Here is a 21230-nt window from a genome sequence, read left to right as displayed (position 1 = left end):
GTAGAAAAAAATTCTTTCAAATCACTTAATCAAGAATATTTAGACGCTCTCATAACAAATGATAATAATAAATTGAGAACATTACTAAATAAAATAGAGGTAACTCAAGGAAATTTAGAAAAATCATGGCTTAAGGCTTATATTTATGTAGATTTAAAGGAATACTCCAATGCACTACAAGTGATCCAATTAATCTATAATGAAACGCGTGATTACCGTACTCTGTTAAGAATCTGTATGCTGAAAGATAGAGTTGGATTATTTGATGAAAATTGTTATAACAGCGTAATTCTCAATTTTAGACAGAATAATTCTGATTACTATAATCTGGAACATTATTGGTATGCTGTTTTTTTATCTGGACAAAATGGTGAAATTATCAAGAATGATCTAGAGAAAACACATTTGGATAAAGAACAATTAAATTATTTACAGAATACGCCGAGAAAGAAACTTATCTATGATTTTTTTCCTGAGTAAGTAATTATCCTCTTCGGGCTTTCTCAAGATAGTACAAATTGTAACTTGTACTATCCCAGTGGGAGTGGTTTAGAGAACAAAAAACGACTTTACACATAAAAAAATGCAGTTAAATTTCCATTTAACCGCACTTTTATTCCAATATGGATCAAATAAGTTTACTCACACTCTTAAACTCCGCTAACTCGTTGAGCAAGCTGCCCATTGTTGCTTTCTCATCGTTGATTGCCATGGTAACAATCGCGCCTTCAACAATCGCAGCGTCGGCGATTTTGACTTTGGTTTTGTCATAAGGCATCTCCAGAAACTCGATCGCCATTTCACTGTTTAAAATTGAGCTGCCGATATCAGCAAAGATTAAGACGCCATCATCAGTGTAAGCCTGCTGGATCGCTTCTTTAATTCGCATTGGATCAGACCCCAAATGCCCACCATCAGTACCGCTGCCATTCAGCAGCGGAAAATCGTACTGTTTTACTTCACGGCATAATTCAATGACTTCATGCGCCAATTTTTCACTGTGCGAAACGATAACAATGCCTAGCATATTTTCTCCTTAGTCGCCTGCTCTGCCAAGGCTTCACTGATCGTTTTGATCATCAGGTAAGATGAAGCGGCGCCCGGATCAAGATGCCCAAGGCTTCTTTCGCCCAAATAACTGGCTCTGCCTTTGGTGGCAATGATATCACGCGTAGCATTTAATCCGTCCAGTGCGCTTTGTTCAGCCGCCGCAAACCCTTGGCTAAGGGAACCAGCTTGAGAAATTTCAGCCAGAAAGGCTTGATAAGCCGGAATTTGGCTATCCAACATCGTCTTTTCACCCAACACCGCTTTGCCACGCTGTTGAATAGCGTCAATCATCTGTTGCCAAGTGTCGGCAACCACCTGTGCATTGAGTGTCGTTTGGGTTTTCAATACCGCACTTCCCTTGATTAAAGCGCTGGCATACAATGCACCCGATGCACCGCCAACATTCGACATCAGCAACATCGCCATCTTGCTCAACACCTCTGCTGCAGACAAATTTGTCATATTCGGCAATTCAGCCGCGATTTTCTCGAAACCTCTGGCTAAATTAACCCCGTGATCGCCATCGCCAATTTCCCGATCCAACTCGGTCAAATAGTCTTTGTTATCGCTAATCACTTGGCAAATTGACTTGATAATCTCTAATCGTTCCATCTGTTATTCTCTAATCTTGTGTTGATTAACTGCGTTTAAAAGCGACTGTGTCGGCTTTAGCCTGCAACATGTGTTTCATTTCTGAATCCAATTTGCTCAAGGTGATCGAGAACCCCCCCATATCCAAAGAGGTCATATAGTTGCCGACCATCGTATCCACCACCCGAATATTTTTGCTTTGCAGCACATCGGCAACTCGATTGTTGATAATAAACAGCTCAATTAATGTGGTTTCACCCAAGCCGTTGACCAACACCGCCACTTCGTCTTCCGCACTTAAGTTTGATTCCGCCAGTAATTTTTGCAATAAATAATCAACATGTTGATCCGCACTTTGGATTTTTTCCCGATGCGTACCTGGCTCACCGTGAATTCCCAAACCGATTTCCACTTCGTCATCCGCCAATTCAAAGCTCAATTTACCGGTGGTTGGCACTAAGCAAGGTTTCAACGCCATACCGATGGTTTTGGTGTTGGCAATCACTTTGTTGCCAAACTGTGCCAACGCTTCCAGTGAATAGCCATTTTCTGCCGCCGCACCGACCATTTTATGCACCAATACCGTACCTGCGATACCCCGTCTGCCAACGGTATACGTACTGTTTTCCACCGCAATGTCGTCATCAACAATAATTTTGCTGACCGAGATACCCTCCATAGCTGCCATTTCTGCTGCCATTTCAAAATTCATCACATCGCCACTATAATTTTTGATGATCAATAGGACACCTTTGCCACTATCGACTGCTTTGATCGCCTCATACACTTTATCAGCACTCGGTGAAGTAAACACCTCGCCTGCCACTGCGGCATCCAACATGCCGTAGCCAACAAAACCGGCATGCGCCGGCTCATGTCCGCTGCCACCGCCACTAACCAAGCCGACTTTCTGTTGTTTTTTTTGTCTGCGAACGACAATCGGGAAATCCTCCACTTGTTGCAACATATTTGGATAAGCCTTCAGCATACCTTGAAGCATTTCACTCACGATATTTTCAGCCTGATTGATCATTTTTTTCATAATTCATGCTCCTTCCTAGCATTAGAGTCTGTTGGTCGTTGTTTATCAAATTTCAGTGTTCAAAATCAAAACTGTTGTAATCGCTTTTTTGTTTTAAATCAATCATTTTATTTTCGAAAACAAACATAGATCAAATTTTAAATAACAATGGAATATCGATCTAATTTTCAAGATGAAACAAAAGGTTAAAAAGAAGTTATCTTGAATAATTATTTCAGTGTCTAGTTATTTCATTTTTTGATGTAAGTCACAAAAATTCGAACATCAAAGTAAATCCTATTGCTAAAAAAATAAAAAACGATATCTTCTCCAATTTTAATAATAATGATTATCAATATTATTGATAAGTTAAAAGGATAAGAAAATGGATAACTCCTCTACAACCACATTGTTACTAATCTGTGCTTTAGCTAGTGCCTCTATGGCTCAAGCCCATTCCTCTGAAATACTCGATACTATTCATGTTACTGCTAATAAGGAACAAAAGGACGAACAGGGTAAAGATGATGTCTATTACCGCAATATTACTAATATGTATGCCGATAAGGAAACGGTAGAGCGTTATAAAGGCGCATCGCCGGCAGATTTATTACAGGAATTTAATGGGGTTTACAGCGGTGATGCGCGTAACAGCGGTGCGGTCGATCCAAATATTCGCGGGGTGCAAGGACAAGGACGCATTCCGGTAACCATTGACGGCACAGAACAAGCAATTACGACTTGGCGTGGGTACAATGGAGCGAATAACCGCAACTATTTAGATCCGAATTTAATCAGCAATATTACGGTTGAAAAAGGTCCGGATATCGCCTCTGGCAATGCGTCCGGTATCGGTGGCTCAGTCAAAATGCGCACCCTTGATGCCGATGATATTGTTCGTGAAGGGCAAAAAGTTGGTGTGGAGCTGAAATTGGAAACCGCGAATAATTCGGTGAAAGAGCGGATTCCAGATTTTAAATGGGGGCAAGATTATCGTGAAGCCGGTGATGGCACACCGGGGGATTTTTCTGCGGTAACCTTGGTAAAACCCAAACAAAAAGGGCAATTTTTCAAAGATAATGCAATGCGTTTAGCCGTGGGGGTCAAAGAGGAGAAATTTGATCTATTGGCGGCATACAGCTACCGCAGCAAAGGCAATTATTTAGCCGGTAAAGGCGGTGCACATAAGTATGAGGCCGAAATCGATCTGAAAGACGGCGGGCGCACACTGAAACAAATGGAGCCGAATTTGCCTTTTGCCGCCTCAATTTACCGCCCCGGTAGTGAAATTCCCAATACCTCCAGCATGATGGAGTCTTATTTATTAAAGGGGACACTGCACTTTACTCCGGAACAGAATTTAAAATTGGGTTATCGCGACACTAAAATCACCTACGGTGAAATTATGCCTTCTCGTTTGGATTTCAAAGCGTTTCACGGGTTTGTGCCGCAATGGCCGTTGGCAACCGTCAAGCAAAAGGCGTTTAATGCAGATTATGCCTACAACCCGCAAGACAACCGTTGGGTCAATCTCAAAGCCGGTGTGTGGTACACCCAGACCGAAAGTGACACCAATACCTCCGGCGGCAATCCGCGTGAAATGGAAAACCGCGATGTAGAGTGGACCCTGGCAACCAGTGGCTGTGTGCGGGTTAATCCTAATCCTGCCACACCGCATGATTATTTTTTAATTGATCACGCCTGTTTAGCCGCCAAAGGGGGGCGTTGGATTGCGGAAAATCCGAATACCAACGGCAAATACAGTTATGTCAATGCGGCACAAGTGAATGCTTATAACACCCGACGCGGTTTCAATTTAAGTAACACGATGAATTTAACCGAACAGTTGGATCTCACGTTGTCCGGCGCCTTTCAGAAAGAGCGTTTGACCAGCAACCATTTTAAATCAACCCCAAATCCCAACAGCACATGGGAATCGCCGCCACGCATGGGGCGTCGTCAAGAATGGGATATTGCCTTTAATTTCAACTACCGCCCGACCAATTGGCTAATTCTCACTGCCGGCGCGCGTTACAACGAATATTGGTCGTTTGATGATTATTTACAGCGCTTGGTCGATTCTGGTGAATTATACAAGGGTTTTCAAGTCAGCAATCGTGAACCCAGAGCGGCAGCAGGTCACTCAATTGCTTACGAGCGTGTTTTATCGCAGAAGGAATGGGATACCCGAAGTGCACTTGTTCGTGATTATGATCAATCCTATGTAAAGGAAGATGCAGAAAATGAAGTGATTAAAGCAAAAGAAGCAGAATTATGGGAAAAAGTTCTAGATCCTAATTTATCTAATGATGAAGTTGAAGAAATCAGCGAGCAAATTTGGGCATTAGATAAGCAAAAATCTGGAGGATATGGAGAATTGCGCAAAGAGATTCGTACAAAACTGACTGATATGGGGTGCAGCAATAATTGTAAGTTTGGTATGGAAGACAAAGTACAAACATTTAAGCTGCCTTTTCACAGTGATGGGCGTCCACGCGCTGCCGATAATCCATTTGTGAATGGTACATTGAAAAACGAAACCGTAATCAATCCGCTAACTGGCAAAAGTGAAGCCAAATATCAGCAAGTCGGTAGTGGTGGAGAGTATTACACGACATTGAAAAAATCAGAGCAATTGACCGAAGTAAAAAAACGTCGCGGCAGAGCCTTCTCACCGGCATTTTCTGCCACGGCATTTATCAACGATCAGCATCGGGTTTACCTACGCTACACCGAATATGCCCGTATGCCGAGTATTTTTGAAGATACAATTGGCTTCTCTTCCAGTAGTGACACCTCAGCGCGTTTTAAAGATAACTATCTGAAACCGGAAAAAGCGAAAAATATTGAAGTGGGTTATGTATATGATGCTTCGGCTCTTTTCAGTCGACCAAGTAAAGCAGATTTGAAACTGAGTTATTTCCACAATGTGACCAAAAATGTGATCGACCGTAGTACTGATTTCCGCTTTTATCAACTGGATAAACGGGTTTTAGAGGGAATTGAATTGCAGGCGCGTTACGACAACGGCAGGTTTTTTGGCGACTTAGGCGTGGTGTATAACCTTAAAAATCAAGTGTGTGATGTCAATGCCGCGATGGAAATGGATCCGGTTGAGCTGCGTGTACCCTCTTGTATGACTGGTGGTTTTGCCTGGGGCTATTTGCGTACTCAGTTACAACCAAAATATTCGATCAGCAGCAATTTGGGGGCACGCTTCTTCGATCGTAAGCTGGAAGTGGGAACACGCTGGCTCTATCACAGCAAAGCCAAAAACCGTGATGAAGACAGATTATGGGAGAAAGGAGTGCTGAATGAGGGGGTTTGGAATCGTCCGATGTCTTGGCAGCCGGTGCTGACACTGGACGCTTATATTAAATATGCCGTGAATAAAAACCTGATCCTTGAATTGACCGGTACTAATTTAACCAACCGTTACTATTTAGATCCGATGACCCGTTCGATGATTCCTGCACCGGGCAGAACCGTTAAATTGGGTTTAACAGCAAAATTTTAGGAAAATGGCGTAAATAAGCCCTGTTCCTAAATAAGAAAGGCAATAAAACCGCGACCGTTAATCAGGTTTTACTGCCTTGAATAGCTACACTATTTAAGTGTGATTTTGAAACTTGGGATTATCCTACAAAAAATAAGGAAATACGATATGAAAAAAGTCATTTTTTCCACCGCACTTTTAGCTTCACTGGTTAGCATGGGCGTAGCGCAAGCCGCGGTCACCGCCGGAATTAATGCGCCAACTGATAAAGGTAAGGTGTTCACGTTACCTGAGAAAGGATCAGCGGAGCATAATGGTTGGTTTCATACAGATGAGGAAGGATTACCTGGTGTTGATATTAAAGGTGTAAGTACAAAAGTAAGCAGTTTCAAATCATTAACGGGTGTAACCAAACGTACCGAGTTTTTAGGTGTATTTGGTGGTATTGATGATAATGATGTGGTTGTGCTGAAAATGAATAATATGCCAAGTTGGGTGCCTGGTTTCCATAACAAACTGGGCAATTTTGCCTTTAAAAAAGTCGGGGCGGAAGAGTTGTATTACGGGGAATGGCTAGTGCGCGACGGTGATATTAATCAAGATCGTGTAGTTTACTATGCCGGTAATAACAAAACGGCGAATATGCCGACGGGTGGAAAAGCAACTTACAGTGTGAGTGGTATTAATAAAAGTACTGAATTGAATCAACCGTTGCTAACTGGGTCTCTAAATGCTGACTTTAATGCAAATACGCTGAAAGGCAATATGCGTAAGAGTGGTTTGTTAATTTCTATTGATGCAGGCATTAATAATGCTGAGGCTAGCTTCAAAGGTAATGCAAAAGCCAATGGCATTAACGGTCAAACCGAAGGTAACTTCTTCGGCAATAATGCCGCGGCGTTAGCCGGTGTTGCCAAATTTGACGGTAATAACCAGTTTGACACCGCATTTGGCGGTACAAAACAATAAAACCAACAGGGGGGAAGAGATTCCCCCTTTTCTGCATTTTTGGTGTTTCTTTTTTATGGTGATCTGATGATAAAAAATGCTCGTACACTTTCTTTTATGGTTGTTGCTTGTTTCTCGGTTCAGGGCGTTTATGCCAACCCACAGGACGATCAAGCCGTACGCCTGTGGCAACAGCACGAACAGCAATTGAATCGACCTAATCCTGCTGAACAGTCGTCGCTAACTGATGAAATCACCTTAGACGGGCAATCATTCGAGGTTGAAAATAATGTGGAAGCCGTCGGACAAGCACTGTATATCGCACTTAATCAAAATTTATGGCAGTATGTTGCCCCTTTTTTAAGCCGATATAAAACCTTTCCCACCGCCAAAAAAGAGCTAATTTGGTTTGCCGAAGGCGCTTTGGCAAGAGAACAAAAGCAGTTGGATCAAGCCGAACATTACTACCGTTTGTTATTGAATGCACAGCCGGATTTTGTACGCGGTCAGCTTGACTTGGCTCGGATTTTATTTGAAAACCATAAAAACCGCGAAGCAACCGCACTTTTCACCCAATTGCGCCAAGCCGGGTTGCCGCCGATAATTGAACAGACACTGCAACAGTATCAATACAGTGTGAAACAACGTGATGAATGGCAGGGAACATTGAGTGTCGGCTATCAATATAGTGCCAATATCAATCAATCTTCACGTAAAAACAGTTGCTTATTGATGAGTAACCATCGTTGTTTTGTTGAGCGCACTGCGCCGGCGGCATTGAATGCAAAAGGCTGGCGTTATGATTTGGCGCTGCAAAAACACTCTTCCGTGTCGGGTAATCATGGCATTCAGTTTAGCCTCAACAGTTACGGACAATTTTATCCGCACCAACACCAATATAGCGAAAATACATTGCGGGTTTATGGCGGTTATCATTTCCAAAATGCCAAAACCGCACTTACCCTTGCGCCGCTTGTGGAATACCAAACGTCGGCAAACCATAAATATCAGCATGGGGTCGGGCTGCTGGCGGCGTGGTCCCAAGAACTATCCTCGCGGTATTTTTTCAATCTTCAGCTGGAACAAAAATATCAGCGTTATGCCACTGTCCGTTCGGGATTGGACAAAGTGCGGTTAAGTTCGGCTTACGCCACGTTATATTACAGTCTTTCCGAGCGCAGCACGCTGTTTGCCGGTGCAGACTGGACTTATCGCAACGCCTCAGATGATGTGAACCGTTATTATCTTCGCGGCATTCGTGCAGGGATTAATCATCAATTCCGCTTTGGCTTGAATACTACGTTAATCGGTTTGTGGCGCCTCACCGGTTATCAGGGCTATTCCGCAGCATTAGAAGCCAAACGTCGAGACCGGCAACAAATCTATATGGCGATTTTTAAAGTGCCGAAGTGGGAATATCATGGGATCACGCCAAACCTCACCTTAAAGCACACGCGCAATCGCAGTAATGTGGACTGGTTATATTCCTATAAACAAAATGAAATTCAATTTAACTTGGAATTTCGGTTTTAATATTAAGAAGAATGAGAGAGAGAAAAATAAAGATGCCATTTGATATTTCATCATTTTTGCACAACAGGGAGAGTGGCCGTTTCCCTCTCGGCAAGCGAATATGCCTTGGGGCGACAGTGTGCCGGTTCAACCGGATTTAATCCAAACGCAATGGGCGGCACTGCAAAATGAACAGCCGCAGAAAAACTTTGATCAAACCGAGCTGGCTATTTTGTCCCCATTATTCGAGCAATGGCAAGTTTGCGGTTTATGTGAATACAGCAATGAATTTTCAGAAATTAACCGTCTGGTTTTGACCACCAAAGGGCGGTTTTGGGCAAGCCAATTATTAGGCGCATTACAAACGTTTATTAAATCGAGGTCTTAACATGGATTTACACATTTTAAAACAAAAATTGAACGAAGAGCAGCCGATGGTGTTAGAGGAGTTTGCTTCGCAACATCAGGTGAATTTAGAACAGATTTTACAGGCGCTGGATTGCCCGATGATTTCAGGAGCGCTATTTGATCGTATATGGCATGAAATCGCCGAATGGCGTTGGGTGACATTAATCGTGCATACCGCCGACGGCATCTGGGAATGGGGTGGTAAATTGCCTACCGGCACTTATCGCCACGGATTTTTTAATTTACGTTCAAAAGAGGGGCTTTCAGGGCATATCCGTTTTGAACATTGTGCCAAGATTGCATTCTTAAAACGGCAATTTATGGGATCGGAAACGGCGAGCGTCATTTTTTTAAACTATCAAGGACAGGCAATGTGCAAAATTTTTGTCGGACGTGATTCTCACCGGCAACTGCTAAACGAGCAATTACAGCATTTCGAGCAAATGCAACACTATACTATTATTGAGGGGGAATAAAATATGGAAGATCGTCAACAACGCCTGCAAGATCGCTTAGGTCCTGAAATTCAGGAGTTGAAACAGCGCTGTCGCACACTTATGTTGGCAACCGTTGATGAAAAAGGGAAACCAAATGTGAGCTATGCGCCTTTTGTCAGCAATGAAAAGGGGTATTACGTTTTTATTTCTGATATTGCCCGCCATGCACACAATTTAAAAAACAATCACCAAGTTTCGCTAATGCTGATTGAAGATGAAGCCGACAGCCGCCAAATTTTTGCCCGCCGCCGCCTCTCGTTCGATGCTAAATCGGAAATCATTTCGCACGATAGCGCAGAATGGCGTCATGGCACAACAGCCTTATTAAAACGTCACGGAAAAATTGTTGAAAATTTAACTGAAATGAAAGACTTCACTCTATTTAATTTAATTCCGCAACAAGGATTATTTGTAAAAGGCTTCGGACAGGCATTTCGAGTTAGCGCAGACGATCTGATTGGCGCAATTCATTTGAAACAGGGGCATCTAACATAAAATCAAAGAGCTATTCAATCTTAAATCACTCAAATATTTGAAGCGATTACCCTGAGATAATCGCTTCAAACGTTGTACTTCGTCTCTGTTTTTACTTGGTCAAATCATCAAAAAACTTTTTCACACCGTCCAGAAAACTGGAGGATTTCGGGCGGTTTTTGCCGCTGCCTTCTAAGCTTTCTTCCAATTGTTTCAACAAGTTTCTCTGTTCTTCGTTCAGTTTCACCGGCGTTTCAATAATCACTTTACAAATTAAATCACCGGCATAATGGCTGCGGGTTGACGTCACGCCTTTGCCACGCATTCTGAACAGCTTGCCGGTTTGGGTCTCCGCCGGAATTTTCAGATTAACCCGTCCGTCCAAAGTCGGCACTTCAATCTCTCCGCCCAGAGCCGCCATAGTGAAGCTGATCGGCACTTCGCAATACAGATTATTGCCGTCACGTTCGAAGATATGGTGATCTTTAACGTGAATAACCACATATAAATCCCCTGCGGGTGCGCCATTCTCACCGGCTGCACCTTCACCGCTCAGCCGCAGTTGGTTGCCGGTATCAACACCAGCCGGAATTTTAACCGACAGATTTTTGGCTTTATGTACACGGCCGTCGCCATGGCATTTCGTACAAGGTTTCTCAATTTTTTTACCACTGCCATGGCAGGTTGGACAGACTTGTTCGGTGACAAAAAAGCCTTGTTGACGGCGTACTCGCCCCGCACCTTTACAAGTCGGGCAGGTTTCCACTTTCGAATCTGCTTGCGCTCCGCTGCCGTGACAGCTATCACACTCAGCCAAGGTATTGATCTTAATATCTTTAGTCGTGCCTTTAACCGCTTCTTCTAAGGTGATTTCCAAGTCGTAACGCAGATCGTCGCCACGCACTACTCGCTGACGACCACGTCCACCGCCGCCAAAAATATCACCGAACATATCACCGAAAATATCGCCGAAATCTGCACCGCCGAAGCCGCCTGCGCCGCCGCCAAAACCGCCTTGCTCAAAGGCAGCATGCCCATATTGATCATAGGCAGCACGTTTTTGCTGGTCGGTTAAAATTTCATAGGCTTCTTTGACCTCTTTAAATTTGCTTTCTGCGTCTTTATTGTCCGGGTTGCGATCCGGATGATATTTCATCGCCAGACGCTTATACGCCTTTTTGATCTCTTTTTCATCGGCACTGCGGGCAACGCCTAATATTTCATAATAATCACGCTTCGACATAATGGTTCCGTTTGCTTCTCTTGATTTGTTTTTATATGTGCAAAAGGGCGAAGATTACTCATCGCCCTGATTGGTGCTAAAGAAAGTAGATTTGAGCTTCTTTAATCGCCATCGACTTACTTGTCTTTCACTTCTTCAAATTCGGCATCAACTACGTCATCACCGCCTTTGCCTTGTTCGGCTTGACCTTGCGCCTGTTGCTGACCGGCTTGGGCTTGTTGCTGTGCTGCAGCAATCAGTTTTTCCGATGCCTGAATCAAAGCTTGAGTTTTGGCTTCAATCACATCTTTGTTTTCACCTTTGGCTGCAGTTTCCAACTCGCTGACCGCACTTTCGATCGCCGCTTTGTCATCGGCTGACAGGGCATCACCGGCTTCAGTCAACTGCTTACGGGTTGAGTGCACCAGATGATCTGCTTGGTTACGCACTTGCACTAACTCTTCAAATTTACGATCCGAATCCGCATTGGCTTCCGCATCGCGTACCATTTGTTGGATTTCATCATCACTCAAACCTGAAGAAGCTTTGATGGTGATTTTTTGCTCTTTACCCGTGCCTTTATCTTTGGCAGAAACGTGCAAGATTCCGTCCGCATCAATATCGAAAGTCACTTCGATTTGCGGCATGCCGCGCGGTGCAGCTTGGATTCCTTCCAAGTTAAACTGACCTAAAGATTTATTGTCCGCAGCACGTTTACGTTCCCCTTGCAACACATGAATGGTAACCGCACTTTGGTTATCTTCCGCCGTGGAGAACACTTGGCTGTGTTTGGTCGGAATCGTGGTGTTTTTCTCGATCAGTTTGGTCATCACGCTGCCCATGGTTTCGATACCCAATGACAACGGAGTTACGTCAAGCAACAACACGTCTTTCACATCACCGGCCAACACGCCACCTTGCACCGCCGCACCGATCGCAACCGCTTCATCTGGGTTCACATCTTTGCGAGGCTCTTTGCCAAAGAATTCAGCCACTTTTTGTTGTACCATCGGCATACGGGTTTGTCCGCCAACCAAAATCACTTCATCGATTTCAGATACACTCAAATCAGCATCTTTAAGTGCGGTACGCACCGGCTCCAATGAACGTTGTACCAAATCTTCTACCAAGGATTCCAATTTGGCACGGGTCAATTTGATGTTCAGGTGTTTTGGACCTGTCGCATCTGCGGTGATATACGGCAGATTCACATCGGTTTGTTGCGCAGAAGAAAGTTCAATTTTGGCTTTTTCTGCGGCTTCTTTCAAACGCTGCATCGCTAACGGATCGTTACGCAGGTCGATACCTTGATCTTTTTTGAATTCGTCCACCAGATAGTTGATCACACGGTTGTCAAAATCTTCGCCGCCCAGATGGGTATCGCCGTTGGTTGCCAACACTTCAAACGTTTTTTCACCTTCAACGTCATCAATTTCAATGATCGAAAGGTCGAACGTACCACCGCCCAAGTCGTAAACGGCGATAGTGTGGTTGCCTTTGTCTTTGTCCAAACCATATGCCAACGCTGCCGCTGTCGGTTCGTTGATGATACGCTTCACTTCCAAGCCAGCAATACGACCAGCGTCTTTAGTCGCTTGACGTTGCGCATCATTGAAATACGCCGGCACGGTGATGACCGCTTCAGTGACTTTCTCGCCTAAGAAATCTTCGGCAGTTTTTTTCATTTTTTTCAATACTTCGGCAGAAATTTGCGGTGGTGCCATTTTCTCGTCTTTCACTGATACCCACGCATCGCCATTATCTGCTTTCACAATGTCAAACGGCATAATATTAACGTCACGCTGTACTTCTTCGTCAGTAAAACGACGCCCAATCAAGCGTTTGATTGCAAACACGGTATTTTTCGGGTTGGTTACCGCTTGACGTTTTGCCGGTTGTCCGACCAACGTTTCGCCATCTTGTGTATAAGCAATAATCGACGGCGTGGTGCGGTCGCCTTCTGCATTTTCAATCACACGCGGTTTGTCACCATCCATCACCGCTACACATGAGTTGGTTGTACCCAAGTCAATACCAATAATTTTTCCCATTTGATTTCTCCTGTTAAATCTAAAATTTGTTCTCTGTAAAGCACGCGAATTGCTTCGATGCTTTTAAGATGCGGACTAAAAATTGAATTTCAACTGCTACGGTTAAATTTGTTGTAGCCGTCAAAAAACAACATTGATCCTGACTTGCAGCAATAAATAGGGGTGAAAACACAAAGTTCAAGGGCAAAAATCATTTTTTTGCGAAAAAATCTAAAAAACAGTACAACCGTATTCAAACTGCTGCTGGTATATTTTTCAGCGAATGGCTATACTCTGTTTACCGTTTAATTAGATCAACAGACCCTAATAAAAAGGAATTATTATGAAAAAATCATCTCTGGCGCTTGGCGCCATCGCAGTTTTGGTGGCGGCATGGGCTGGCGGCACTTGGTATTCCGGTAAAGCACTGGAACAAAAATATCCAGAATATATCGCATTCGCCAATGAACGAGTTACCAGTGGCTATAATAACCTCGCTCACGGCAATTACCACCTTGAAATTAAAAATACCAAACTAGAGCGCGGCTTTTTCTCGACTCAGATTGAAGATCAAGTGATCCTTACTGATTTAAAAGATAATTCTCAGCTGATACTCCCGTTCAAAAGCACAGCTGAGCACGGACCATTACCGTTGTCACGCTTAACCAGTCTGAAACTGATGCCGGTTTTAGCCGATGCGCATTCCGAAATGACCGAAGATCCGTCGATCAGTGAAGTGTTTAAAGCCAGTAAAGGCATTGCACCTTACAGCGGTAATTTCAGTATCAGCTATAGCGGGCAAATCAAGCAAAATTCAACCATTGCTGCTTTTGATTACAGCAACGAGCAATTTAGCATCAACAGCACGCCAATTTATATTGAAAGCGATACGAATCAAGAAGGCGTCGGCTTACTGAAAATGCGTTTGGAAAAATGGGTTTCCACTTTACAGGCGGATGAATTTAATGATCAATACCAACCCATCACCGTCAACCGCACTTTGACCTTCAATGATGTCACATTGGATTCCGATCTCAGCCCGACTGACTTCAAATATATTCCAAGCGGAAAGCAGCGTTTTGATATTGGGTTAATCAGCGTTGTTGATGAAGCCACAACCGATTACAGCGCACAAAATGTCGAGCTGAAAAATATTCGCTTCGATTACGACACCAATGTCAGCGCTCAATTTGCCGACTACCGCTTAAATAACAGCGTCGAAGCCTTGAGTGTAAACGGCGAAAATTTTGGGCAAATTGATTTTAACCTAAATTTAGGTCATCTGGCTGCCGCCGAGCTAAATCAAGTCGTTGAAGCCTTTAGCAACCCTGATCTGCAACAACAGCAGGCGCAATTGAACGAAGCAGGATTAAAACTGCTGCAACAACAACCAACATTGGCAATTCAACCGCTTAAATTGAAAAACAGTGCGGGCGAAAACCAACTAACTTTTGATCTGGCTTTCTCCAAAGCTGATCAACAAGCTGCACTAATGCAAGGCAAAATTCTTTCACTGTTCGATAAATTGGAGATGGACGCCAACCTCAATCGTCAATCTGCACAAATGTTGATGACCAGCTTGGCAAAGTTAGATGGTATAGAAAATCCTGAACAATATGCCGAATCTGAATTAAATCAGTCGCTTGAAGACGCTGTACAGCAAAAAGTGTTGGTCAGTAACGATAACGGCACAAACTATCAGTCCAAACTGATTTTGGAAAATGGCGAACTGAAACTGAACGGCGAAGTGATTCCGGAAGAGAGTATCGCACAAACACTGCTGTTTATGTTTATGGGCGGATTCTAATATCTTACCCAACCTTGGTTAAATTCATTTAACTCTTTAGGCTGTGCGGTTGATTCTGATCAACCGCACTTTTGCCTAAGCTGTGTTAAACTCAGGCAATTTCCCTAGCTAAACGAATATTATGAAACTCAGTAAATTCACCGATTACAATCTTCGTGTTCTGATTTATTTGGCACTACATAGCGATCGTCTCTGCACCATTCAAGAAATTGCCGCAGCTTACCAAATTTCAGAAAATCATTTGATGAAAGTCATTCACCATTTGGCAAAACAAAAAACTATTCTGTCCCGTCGTGGCAAAGGCGGCGGCATCCAGCTGGCACGAGCGCCCAATCAGATCAACCTTGCCAGCGTGATTCGTGAAGCAGAAGGTGATGATGGCACACTGGTCAAATGCCACAGCGAAATCGGCGACAGCGCATGTTGCATTGCACCAATTTGTCAGTTGCCGACGATTTTTGAGCAGGCAGTCGCCGCCTTTTATGAACAGCTTGCCCGTTATAGCTTAGCGGATGTGCTGCAACGCCCTGAATTGTTGGCACAACATTTTATTCCTGTCAGCTCCCATTTTGTCAATTAACCGATTCTGTCAGCTTCAATACACTCAATAAGGAACGTCTATGGCATTCGAGATTAAAAACTACCGGATTGATCGCAAAAACAGTTTCAAGATCGATGACTTTTCAACTAACGGCAAAAAAGATATTGCTGAAAATAAAGACGAACGCAATGCCATTCTGCGCGAACTGGCGCCGGAATTGGATCATCTACAAGATTTGCTGTATGCCGAACATCAACGCAAGGTGCTGATCGTGCTGCAAGGTATGGATACCTCCGGCAAAGACGGGACGATTAGAGCGGTATTCCAAAGTGTTGATCCGCTGGCGGTACGCACCGCTTACTTCAAAGCGCCGACTGAAAATGAGCTGGATCGTGACTATTTGTGGCGGGTGCACAATGTAGTGCCGCGGCGCGGTGAAATCGTGATTTTCAACCGCAGCCATTATGAAGATGTGCTGGTTACCAAAGTCAAAGGCTGGATTGATGATGACGAAGAACAGCGCCGCTTACGCCAGATTAACGAGTTTGAACGGCTGCTGAGCGAAACCGGCACTGTGATTGTCAAATTTTTCCTGCATATTTCTAAAGACGAACAAAAAGAGCGGTTGCAAGAACGGTTGGACAATCCGGATAAAAACTGGAAATTCAATTTAGGCGATTTGGACGATCGCAAATTATGGGGAGACTTTCAAAAGCAATACGAGAAAGTGATTAACGCCACCTCCACCGAGTATGCGCCCTGGTATGTGATTCCTGCTGACTCCAAATCCGGACGCAATGTGATTATCATGCAAATTCTGCTCGACACCTTGCGTGTGATGCAGATGCAATATCCAAAAGTCGACACCAGCAACTGGCCGAAAACCATCGATTAACCCTTTTCTTTCCCACCGGTTTTGGATAAGATAAAGCGCTCTCATCGGGGTGCATTATCTTATCTTTTTTTATGTGTAAGATAACGCTGAGAAATACCCGCTGAACCTGATCTGATTAGTAGCAGCGAAGGGATTTGAGATTGCGTTTCCACACTGGTCACCGCACTTGAATTCTTTTCTTATATTTTTATAAAAAAGGATTTCTATCATGTTTTCATTAGCACAAAAATTGTTAAACCGTAGCATTATCTCCGCCACCATTTTATTGAGTGCCAGTGCGGCAATCAGCGCTGAAAAACCAACCTTAACCGTCTATAGTTACGACTCTTTCACCTCCGATTGGGGCCCCGGTCCGAAACTCAAACAAACATTTGAGCAGCAATGTCAATGTGCATTGACTTTCGTACCATTTGAAGATGGGGTGACCATGCTCAACCGCCTCTATTTGGAAAAAGGTGGCAAAGCCGATGTGTTGATTGGTTTAGACAATAATCAACTCGCCAATGCCCGCCAATCCAGTTTATTTGCAGAAAACAACGTCGATTTAAGCCAACTGACACTGCCAATTGCATGGCAAGACCGCACTTTTATGCCGTATGACTACGGGCAATATGCTTTTATCTACGATCAACAAAAATTGAAAAATCCGCCAACAAGTCTGAAAGCCTTAGTCGAACGCCAAGATCTGAAGGTGATTTATCAAGATCCACGCACCAGCACCGTCGGAAGGGGGTTATTAGCATGGATCAACACCGTTTATCCGCAAGATCAGGTCGAAAATGCATGGAAAACCCTGGCGAAACACACCGTTACCGTCGGCAAAGGCTGGTCTGAAACCTACGGTGCATTCTTAAAAGGTGAATCCGACATGGTGCTAAGCTATAACACGTCACCGCTGTACCACCAAATTCATGAGCAAAAAGACAATTACGCCGCTGCCGAATTTGAGGAAGGTCACATTGTGCAAATCGAACTCGCCGCCAAGTTGAAAAAAAGCCAGCAGCCCGAATTAGCCGAGCAGTTTTTAGCGTTTTTACTCAGCCCCGAAGCACAAAAAACCATTGCACTGCACAACATTATGCTGCCGGTAATCAAAACCGAAGTCGAACCACGCTTTGATCAATTTACACCGTTCAAAACCTTAGCAATTCCGTTCCCGAGCAGCGACGATAGCAAAGCACAAATTCAAGTTTGGCAGCAGGCGCTTAGCCAATAAATCTAACTTGAAATGAACAAAGTGCGGTCTAAATTTAGCGTTTACTGCCAAAAACAGAGCTTGCTCGGCTTGGCGGTCATCGCTTTTTTGCTGGCGCTCAGTGGCAACAGTTTGTGGCAACTATGGCGGCAGAGTCAAGATTCCTCTTGGTCTGTGTTGTTTGCTGACCGCTACTTTTGGCATATTCTGCGCTTCAGCCTGCTGCAAGCCACGTTCTCAGCGCTGCTATCGGTATTTATCGGGCTGCTCACTGCTCACGCCCTGTTTTACCGCACTTTCTGGGCAAAAAAATGGCTGCTGAAAATTTTTTCATTAACGTTTGTCTTGCCGGTGCTGGTAGCGGTTTTTGGTCTCATCGGTATCTATGGTCTGTCCGGTTGGTTAAACACCGGGCTCGGTTGGCTGCAAATCGACTGGCAACTGAAATTCTACGGGTTGAACGGTATTTTGATCGCCCATCTGTTTTTCAATCTGCCACTGGCAAGCAAGATTTTTTTGCAGGCATTGCATAGCATTCCGCAGCAGCAGCGGCAACTGGCAGCACAATTGAACATTCGCAACGGTCATTTTTTGCGTTTAATTGAATGGCCTTACCTACGCCAGCAATTATTGCCGGTGTTTGCCCTGATTTTCATGTTGTGTTTCACCAGCTTTGCCATTGTGTTGACCTTAGGCGGCGGTCCGAAATACACCACGCTGGAAGTGGCAATTTACCAAGCGGTGACGTTTGATTTTGATCTGGGCAAAGCAGCGATGCTGGCATTGGTGCAATTCATGTTGTGTTTTGTGCTGTTTCAAACCAGCAGCTATTTTAGCCGGCATACCCCGACGCCACTCAGCACCCAACACCGCTGGCGACAGCCACTGAACCGCACTTTTGTCGCTGTACATTGGATTACGCTGATTAGCGTTGCGCTGTTTATCGCCCTGCCGCTGCTGAATATTATCTACAGCGGTTTAACCTCCTCAGCACTATCAAAAATCTGGCAAAGTCCGCAGCTTTGGCAAGCGCTCGGCTATTCGCTGACCCTTGCGCCGTTTGCGGCTTTGCTGGCGCTGCTGTTGAGCATTGCGCTGCTGATCGGGGCACGCCGTTTGCGTTGGCACTACCAACTTAAAACCGCCAACATCATGATCAATATCGGTATGATGATTCTTGCGATCCCAACCTTAGTCTTGGCAATCGGGCTGTTTTTGCTGCTGCAACAACTGGATTTTGCGGTGTGGCACTTGTTTCTTATCGTTGCTTTGTGCAACGCCTTAATTGCCATGCCGTTTGTACTGCGCATTCTGGCGACACCGCTTAACAACAATATGCACCACTATGAAAATTTGTGCCAGTCACTCGGCATTCGCGGATGGACACGTTGGCGCTTAATCGAATGGCACAGCTTGCAAAGCCCACTGCGCAGCGCTTATGCCTATGCGATGGCGCTATCGTTGGGAGATTTCAGCGCTATTGCCCTGTTTGGCAACCAAGATTTCAGCTCGCTGCCACGCCTGTTGTATCAACAACTAGGACACTACCGCAGCCAAGAAGCGGCAGTTACAGCCTTGATTTTACTACTGCTGTGCAGCTTAATTTTCCTTGTGATCGAGAAAAACGATGATCAACCTGATACAACTAGAATTTAATTATAAACAAATGCCGATGCAGTTTGATCTGCAAATTCGAGCCGGTGAAAAAATCGCGCTGATTGGCGCTAGTGGTGCCGGAAAAAGCACACTGCTGAACCTGATTGCCGGTTTTGAACAGCCAGATAGTGGACAAATTTGGCTGAATGGCGAAAATCACAGCCACAGCCAACCGCACTTGCGTCCGGTTTCGATGCTGTTTCAAGAAAACAATCTGTTTAACCACCTCAGTGTAGCGCAGAATATTATTCTGGGTCTGCAACCGAATTTAAACATCAACGCCGAACAGCAGCAAGCCGTGTTATATATTGCAGACAAAGTTGGTTTAACCCCGTATTTGTCCCGTCTGCCGGAACAACTTTCCGGCGGGCAAAAACAGCGGATTGCCTTGGCACGCTGTATGCTGCGTGATAAGCCGATTCTACTGCTCGACGAACCCTTTTCTGCACTGGATACCGCACTTCGCCAAGAAATGCTACAATTATTGGCACAAATCTGTCGTGACAAAAACCTAACCTTGTTGATGGTCACGCATCAACCGCAAGAAGTTACGGACTTTGTTGACCGCACTTTGACAGTTGATCACGGATCTTTAATCGATAATCGAATCTTGTAAACAGCTATAGGACAGGTTGATTTTTCATTACTTTTCAGCAACATCGTTTTCCGCTAACATAAGCACCAACTTTCACCGGACTGTCAGGCAACGACACTCCAATAACGTATTACCGAGGAACAATATGACGATTCAACCGGTCGAGCTCAGCCGTTTAACCCCACACCCAAGCCTGGAATATTGGTCAGTGTGCAAAGTCGAAGCGCTGTTTGAAACTCCGTTTTTAGACCTGATTTATCGTGCGGCACAAGTTCACCGCGAACATTTTAATCCGCAAGCCATTCAGCTTTCTACCCTACTGTCGATTAAAACAGGCGGCTGTCCGGAAGATTGTAGCTACTGCCCGCAATCCGCCCGCTACCAAACCGGGGTACAAAACCAGCAGCTATTGGAAATTGATGAAATTGTTGAAAAAGCCAAAATTGCCAAATCTCGCGGTGCCGGACGTTTCTGCATGGGGGCGGCATGGCGCGGTCCAAAACCAAAAGATGTCACAAAAATCACTGAAATTATCAAAGCAGTCAAAGCGTTAGGCATGGAAACCTGCGGTACCTTCGGCTTGTTGCAAGACGGCATGGCAGAGCAGTTGAAAGAGGCTGGGCTGGATTACTACAACCATAACCTTGACACTGCACCGGAACACTATCATGAGGTGATCGGCACTCGCCGCTTTGATGATCGCATCAATACCTTGGGCAAAGTGCGGTCTGCCGGGCTAAAAGTCTGTTGTGGCGGCATTGTCGGCATGAATGAAACCCGCAAAGAACGAGCCGGCTTAATCGCCAGCCTTGCCAATCTGGATCCGCAACCGGAATCGGTGCCGATTAATCAGTTGGTGAAAGTTGAAGGTACGCCGTTGATGGACGCAGAAGATCTGGACTGGATCGAATTTGTCCGCACCATTGCTGTTGCCCGTATCACCATGCCGCAAAGCTATGTACGCTTATCCGCTGGACGGCAAGGTATGTCGGAAAGCATGCAGGCCATGTGTTTTATGGCAGGCGCCAATTCAATTTTCTACGGCGATAAACTGCTGGTGACCGAAAACCCACAAGAAGACGGTGACCGCCTGCTGATGGAGAAATTGGATTTAGAGCCGGAAACTGAAGAAAACCGTTTAAAGTAATCTAGGGTGCATTGATCTTTTAAGTATATTATTTGAGCTAAAACTAATCCTTTTAGCCTAGCACGGCAAAGCCGTACTAGGTTACGCATAGATCAGCCGCTTTGCGGCTGCTTCAGAGAGGCAAAGCCTCTCATCAATGCTTAAC

Annotated in this window: 19 protein-coding genes and 1 riboswitch; of the genes, 14 read left to right on the top strand and 5 right to left on the bottom strand. The window is 44.6% G+C overall.

From position 1 onward, the window contains the following. On the top strand, positions 1–480 hold a 480-nt coding region (locus FHQ23_RS12425), incomplete at its 5' end, for a hypothetical protein (protein WP_176552301.1). 148 nt (positions 481–628) lie between these two features. On the opposite strand, the gene dhaM is transcribed toward FHQ23_RS12425, so the two are convergent. Genes dhaM through dhaK form a run of 3 tightly spaced genes read right to left on the bottom strand, consistent with a single transcriptional unit; the run spans position 629 to position 2683 of the window. Then, positions 629–1027 carry a dihydroxyacetone kinase phosphoryl donor subunit DhaM gene (gene dhaM / locus FHQ23_RS10020; protein WP_139614204.1) on the bottom strand — a complete coding sequence of 133 codons (399 nt, stop codon included), beginning with the start codon at positions 1025–1027 and terminating at the stop codon, positions 629–631. Then, on the bottom strand, positions 1021–1662 hold the full coding sequence (gene dhaL / locus FHQ23_RS10015) for a dihydroxyacetone kinase subunit DhaL (RefSeq protein WP_139614203.1): 642 nt from the start codon (positions 1660–1662) through the stop codon (positions 1021–1023). Before dhaL ends, dhaM begins: the two co-directional genes overlap by 7 nt. Before the next feature lie 25 nt (positions 1663–1687). Beyond that, positions 1688–2683, bottom strand: coding sequence for a dihydroxyacetone kinase subunit DhaK (gene dhaK, locus FHQ23_RS10010; RefSeq protein WP_139614202.1), 996 nt, complete (start codon positions 2681–2683; stop codon positions 1688–1690). A 421-nt stretch (positions 2684–3104) separates the two neighbouring features. Between dhaK and FHQ23_RS10005 the strand changes: the two genes are divergently transcribed. The 6 genes from FHQ23_RS10005 (at position 3105) to hutZ (ending at position 10018) form a co-directional block, all read left to right on the top strand. Continuing rightward, a complete protein-coding gene (locus tag FHQ23_RS10005) occupies positions 3105–6179 on the top strand; it encodes a TonB-dependent receptor domain-containing protein (protein ID WP_442805502.1) in 3075 nt (1024 codons plus the stop codon). Between the two features lie 147 nt (positions 6180–6326). Further along, the gene (locus FHQ23_RS10000; RefSeq protein WP_139614200.1) at positions 6327–7127 is read left to right on the top strand and encodes a Slam-dependent surface lipoprotein; all 801 of its coding nucleotides are present in this window, start codon (positions 6327–6329) and stop codon (positions 7125–7127) included. A 66-nt stretch (positions 7128–7193) separates the two neighbouring features. Next, on the top strand, positions 7194–8639 hold the full coding sequence (locus tag FHQ23_RS09995; protein ID WP_267963688.1) for a surface lipoprotein assembly modifier: 1446 nt from the start codon (positions 7194–7196) through the stop codon (positions 8637–8639). Between the two features lie 100 nt (positions 8640–8739). Continuing rightward, entirely contained in the window at positions 8740–9006 is a 267-nt protein-coding gene (locus FHQ23_RS09990; RefSeq protein ID WP_139614199.1) for a hypothetical protein, read from the top strand. A 1-nt stretch (position 9007) separates the two neighbouring features. Further along, the gene (gene hutX, locus FHQ23_RS09985) at positions 9008–9502 is read left to right on the top strand and encodes a heme utilization cystosolic carrier protein HutX (RefSeq protein WP_139614198.1); all 495 of its coding nucleotides are present in this window, start codon (positions 9008–9010) and stop codon (positions 9500–9502) included. Positions 9503–9505: 3 nt separating this feature from the next. After that, entirely contained in the window at positions 9506–10018 is a 513-nt protein-coding gene (hutZ, locus tag FHQ23_RS09980; RefSeq protein ID WP_139614197.1) for a heme utilization protein HutZ, read from the top strand. Between the two features lie 91 nt (positions 10019–10109). Here hutZ and dnaJ read toward each other — a convergent pair whose 3' ends face one another. Together dnaJ and dnaK are read right to left on the bottom strand one after the other, a co-directional pair. After that, complete coding sequence (gene dnaJ / locus FHQ23_RS09975; RefSeq protein ID WP_139614196.1) at positions 10110–11240, bottom strand: molecular chaperone DnaJ; 1131 nt, start codon at positions 11238–11240, stop codon at positions 10110–10112. A gap of 116 nt (positions 11241–11356) precedes the next feature. Continuing rightward, positions 11357–13270, bottom strand: a complete 1914-nt coding sequence (gene dnaK, locus FHQ23_RS09970) for a molecular chaperone DnaK (RefSeq protein ID WP_139614195.1) — start codon at positions 13268–13270, stop codon at positions 11357–11359. Between the two features lie 322 nt (positions 13271–13592). Here dnaK and FHQ23_RS09965 point away from each other — a divergent pair, with 322 nt between their 5' ends. From FHQ23_RS09965 to bioB, 7 genes are all read left to right on the top strand, one after another. Continuing rightward, the gene (locus FHQ23_RS09965; protein ID WP_139614194.1) at positions 13593–15056 is read left to right on the top strand and encodes a YdgA family protein; all 1464 of its coding nucleotides are present in this window, start codon (positions 13593–13595) and stop codon (positions 15054–15056) included. 121 nt (positions 15057–15177) lie between these two features. Further along, the gene (locus FHQ23_RS09960; RefSeq protein ID WP_139614193.1) at positions 15178–15636 is read left to right on the top strand and encodes an RrF2 family transcriptional regulator; all 459 of its coding nucleotides are present in this window, start codon (positions 15178–15180) and stop codon (positions 15634–15636) included. Between the two features lie 40 nt (positions 15637–15676). Next, entirely contained in the window at positions 15677–16492 is an 816-nt protein-coding gene (locus tag FHQ23_RS09955) for a PPK2 family polyphosphate kinase (RefSeq protein ID WP_139614192.1), read from the top strand. Between the two features lie 35 nt (positions 16493–16527). After that, positions 16528–16643, top strand: a riboswitch (TPP riboswitch). 57 nt (positions 16644–16700) lie between these two features. After that, entirely contained in the window at positions 16701–17708 is a 1008-nt protein-coding gene (thiB, locus tag FHQ23_RS09950) for a thiamine ABC transporter substrate binding subunit (protein WP_139614191.1), read from the top strand. Between the two features lie 12 nt (positions 17709–17720). Beyond that, positions 17721–19343 carry a thiamine/thiamine pyrophosphate ABC transporter permease ThiP gene (thiP, locus tag FHQ23_RS09945; RefSeq protein ID WP_139614190.1) on the top strand — a complete coding sequence of 541 codons (1623 nt, stop codon included), beginning with the start codon at positions 17721–17723 and terminating at the stop codon, positions 19341–19343. A 10-nt stretch (positions 19344–19353) separates the two neighbouring features. After that, positions 19354–19959: a thiamine ABC transporter ATP-binding protein gene (gene thiQ, locus FHQ23_RS09940; RefSeq protein ID WP_442805439.1), complete on the top strand. Its 606-nt coding sequence runs from the start codon at positions 19354–19356 to the stop codon at positions 19957–19959. A gap of 124 nt (positions 19960–20083) precedes the next feature. Further along, positions 20084–21085, top strand: coding sequence for a biotin synthase BioB (gene bioB / locus FHQ23_RS09935; RefSeq protein ID WP_139614188.1), 1002 nt, complete (start codon positions 20084–20086; stop codon positions 21083–21085). Positions 21086–21230 lie beyond the last annotated feature (145 nt).

It is taken from the genome of Testudinibacter crocodili, assembly GCF_006228025.1.
Taxonomy (GTDB): domain Bacteria; phylum Pseudomonadota; class Gammaproteobacteria; order Enterobacterales; family Pasteurellaceae; genus Chelonobacter.
The sequence above is the reverse complement of the archived record's forward strand: the minus strand, read 5'-3'. Positions and strand labels throughout refer to the sequence as shown.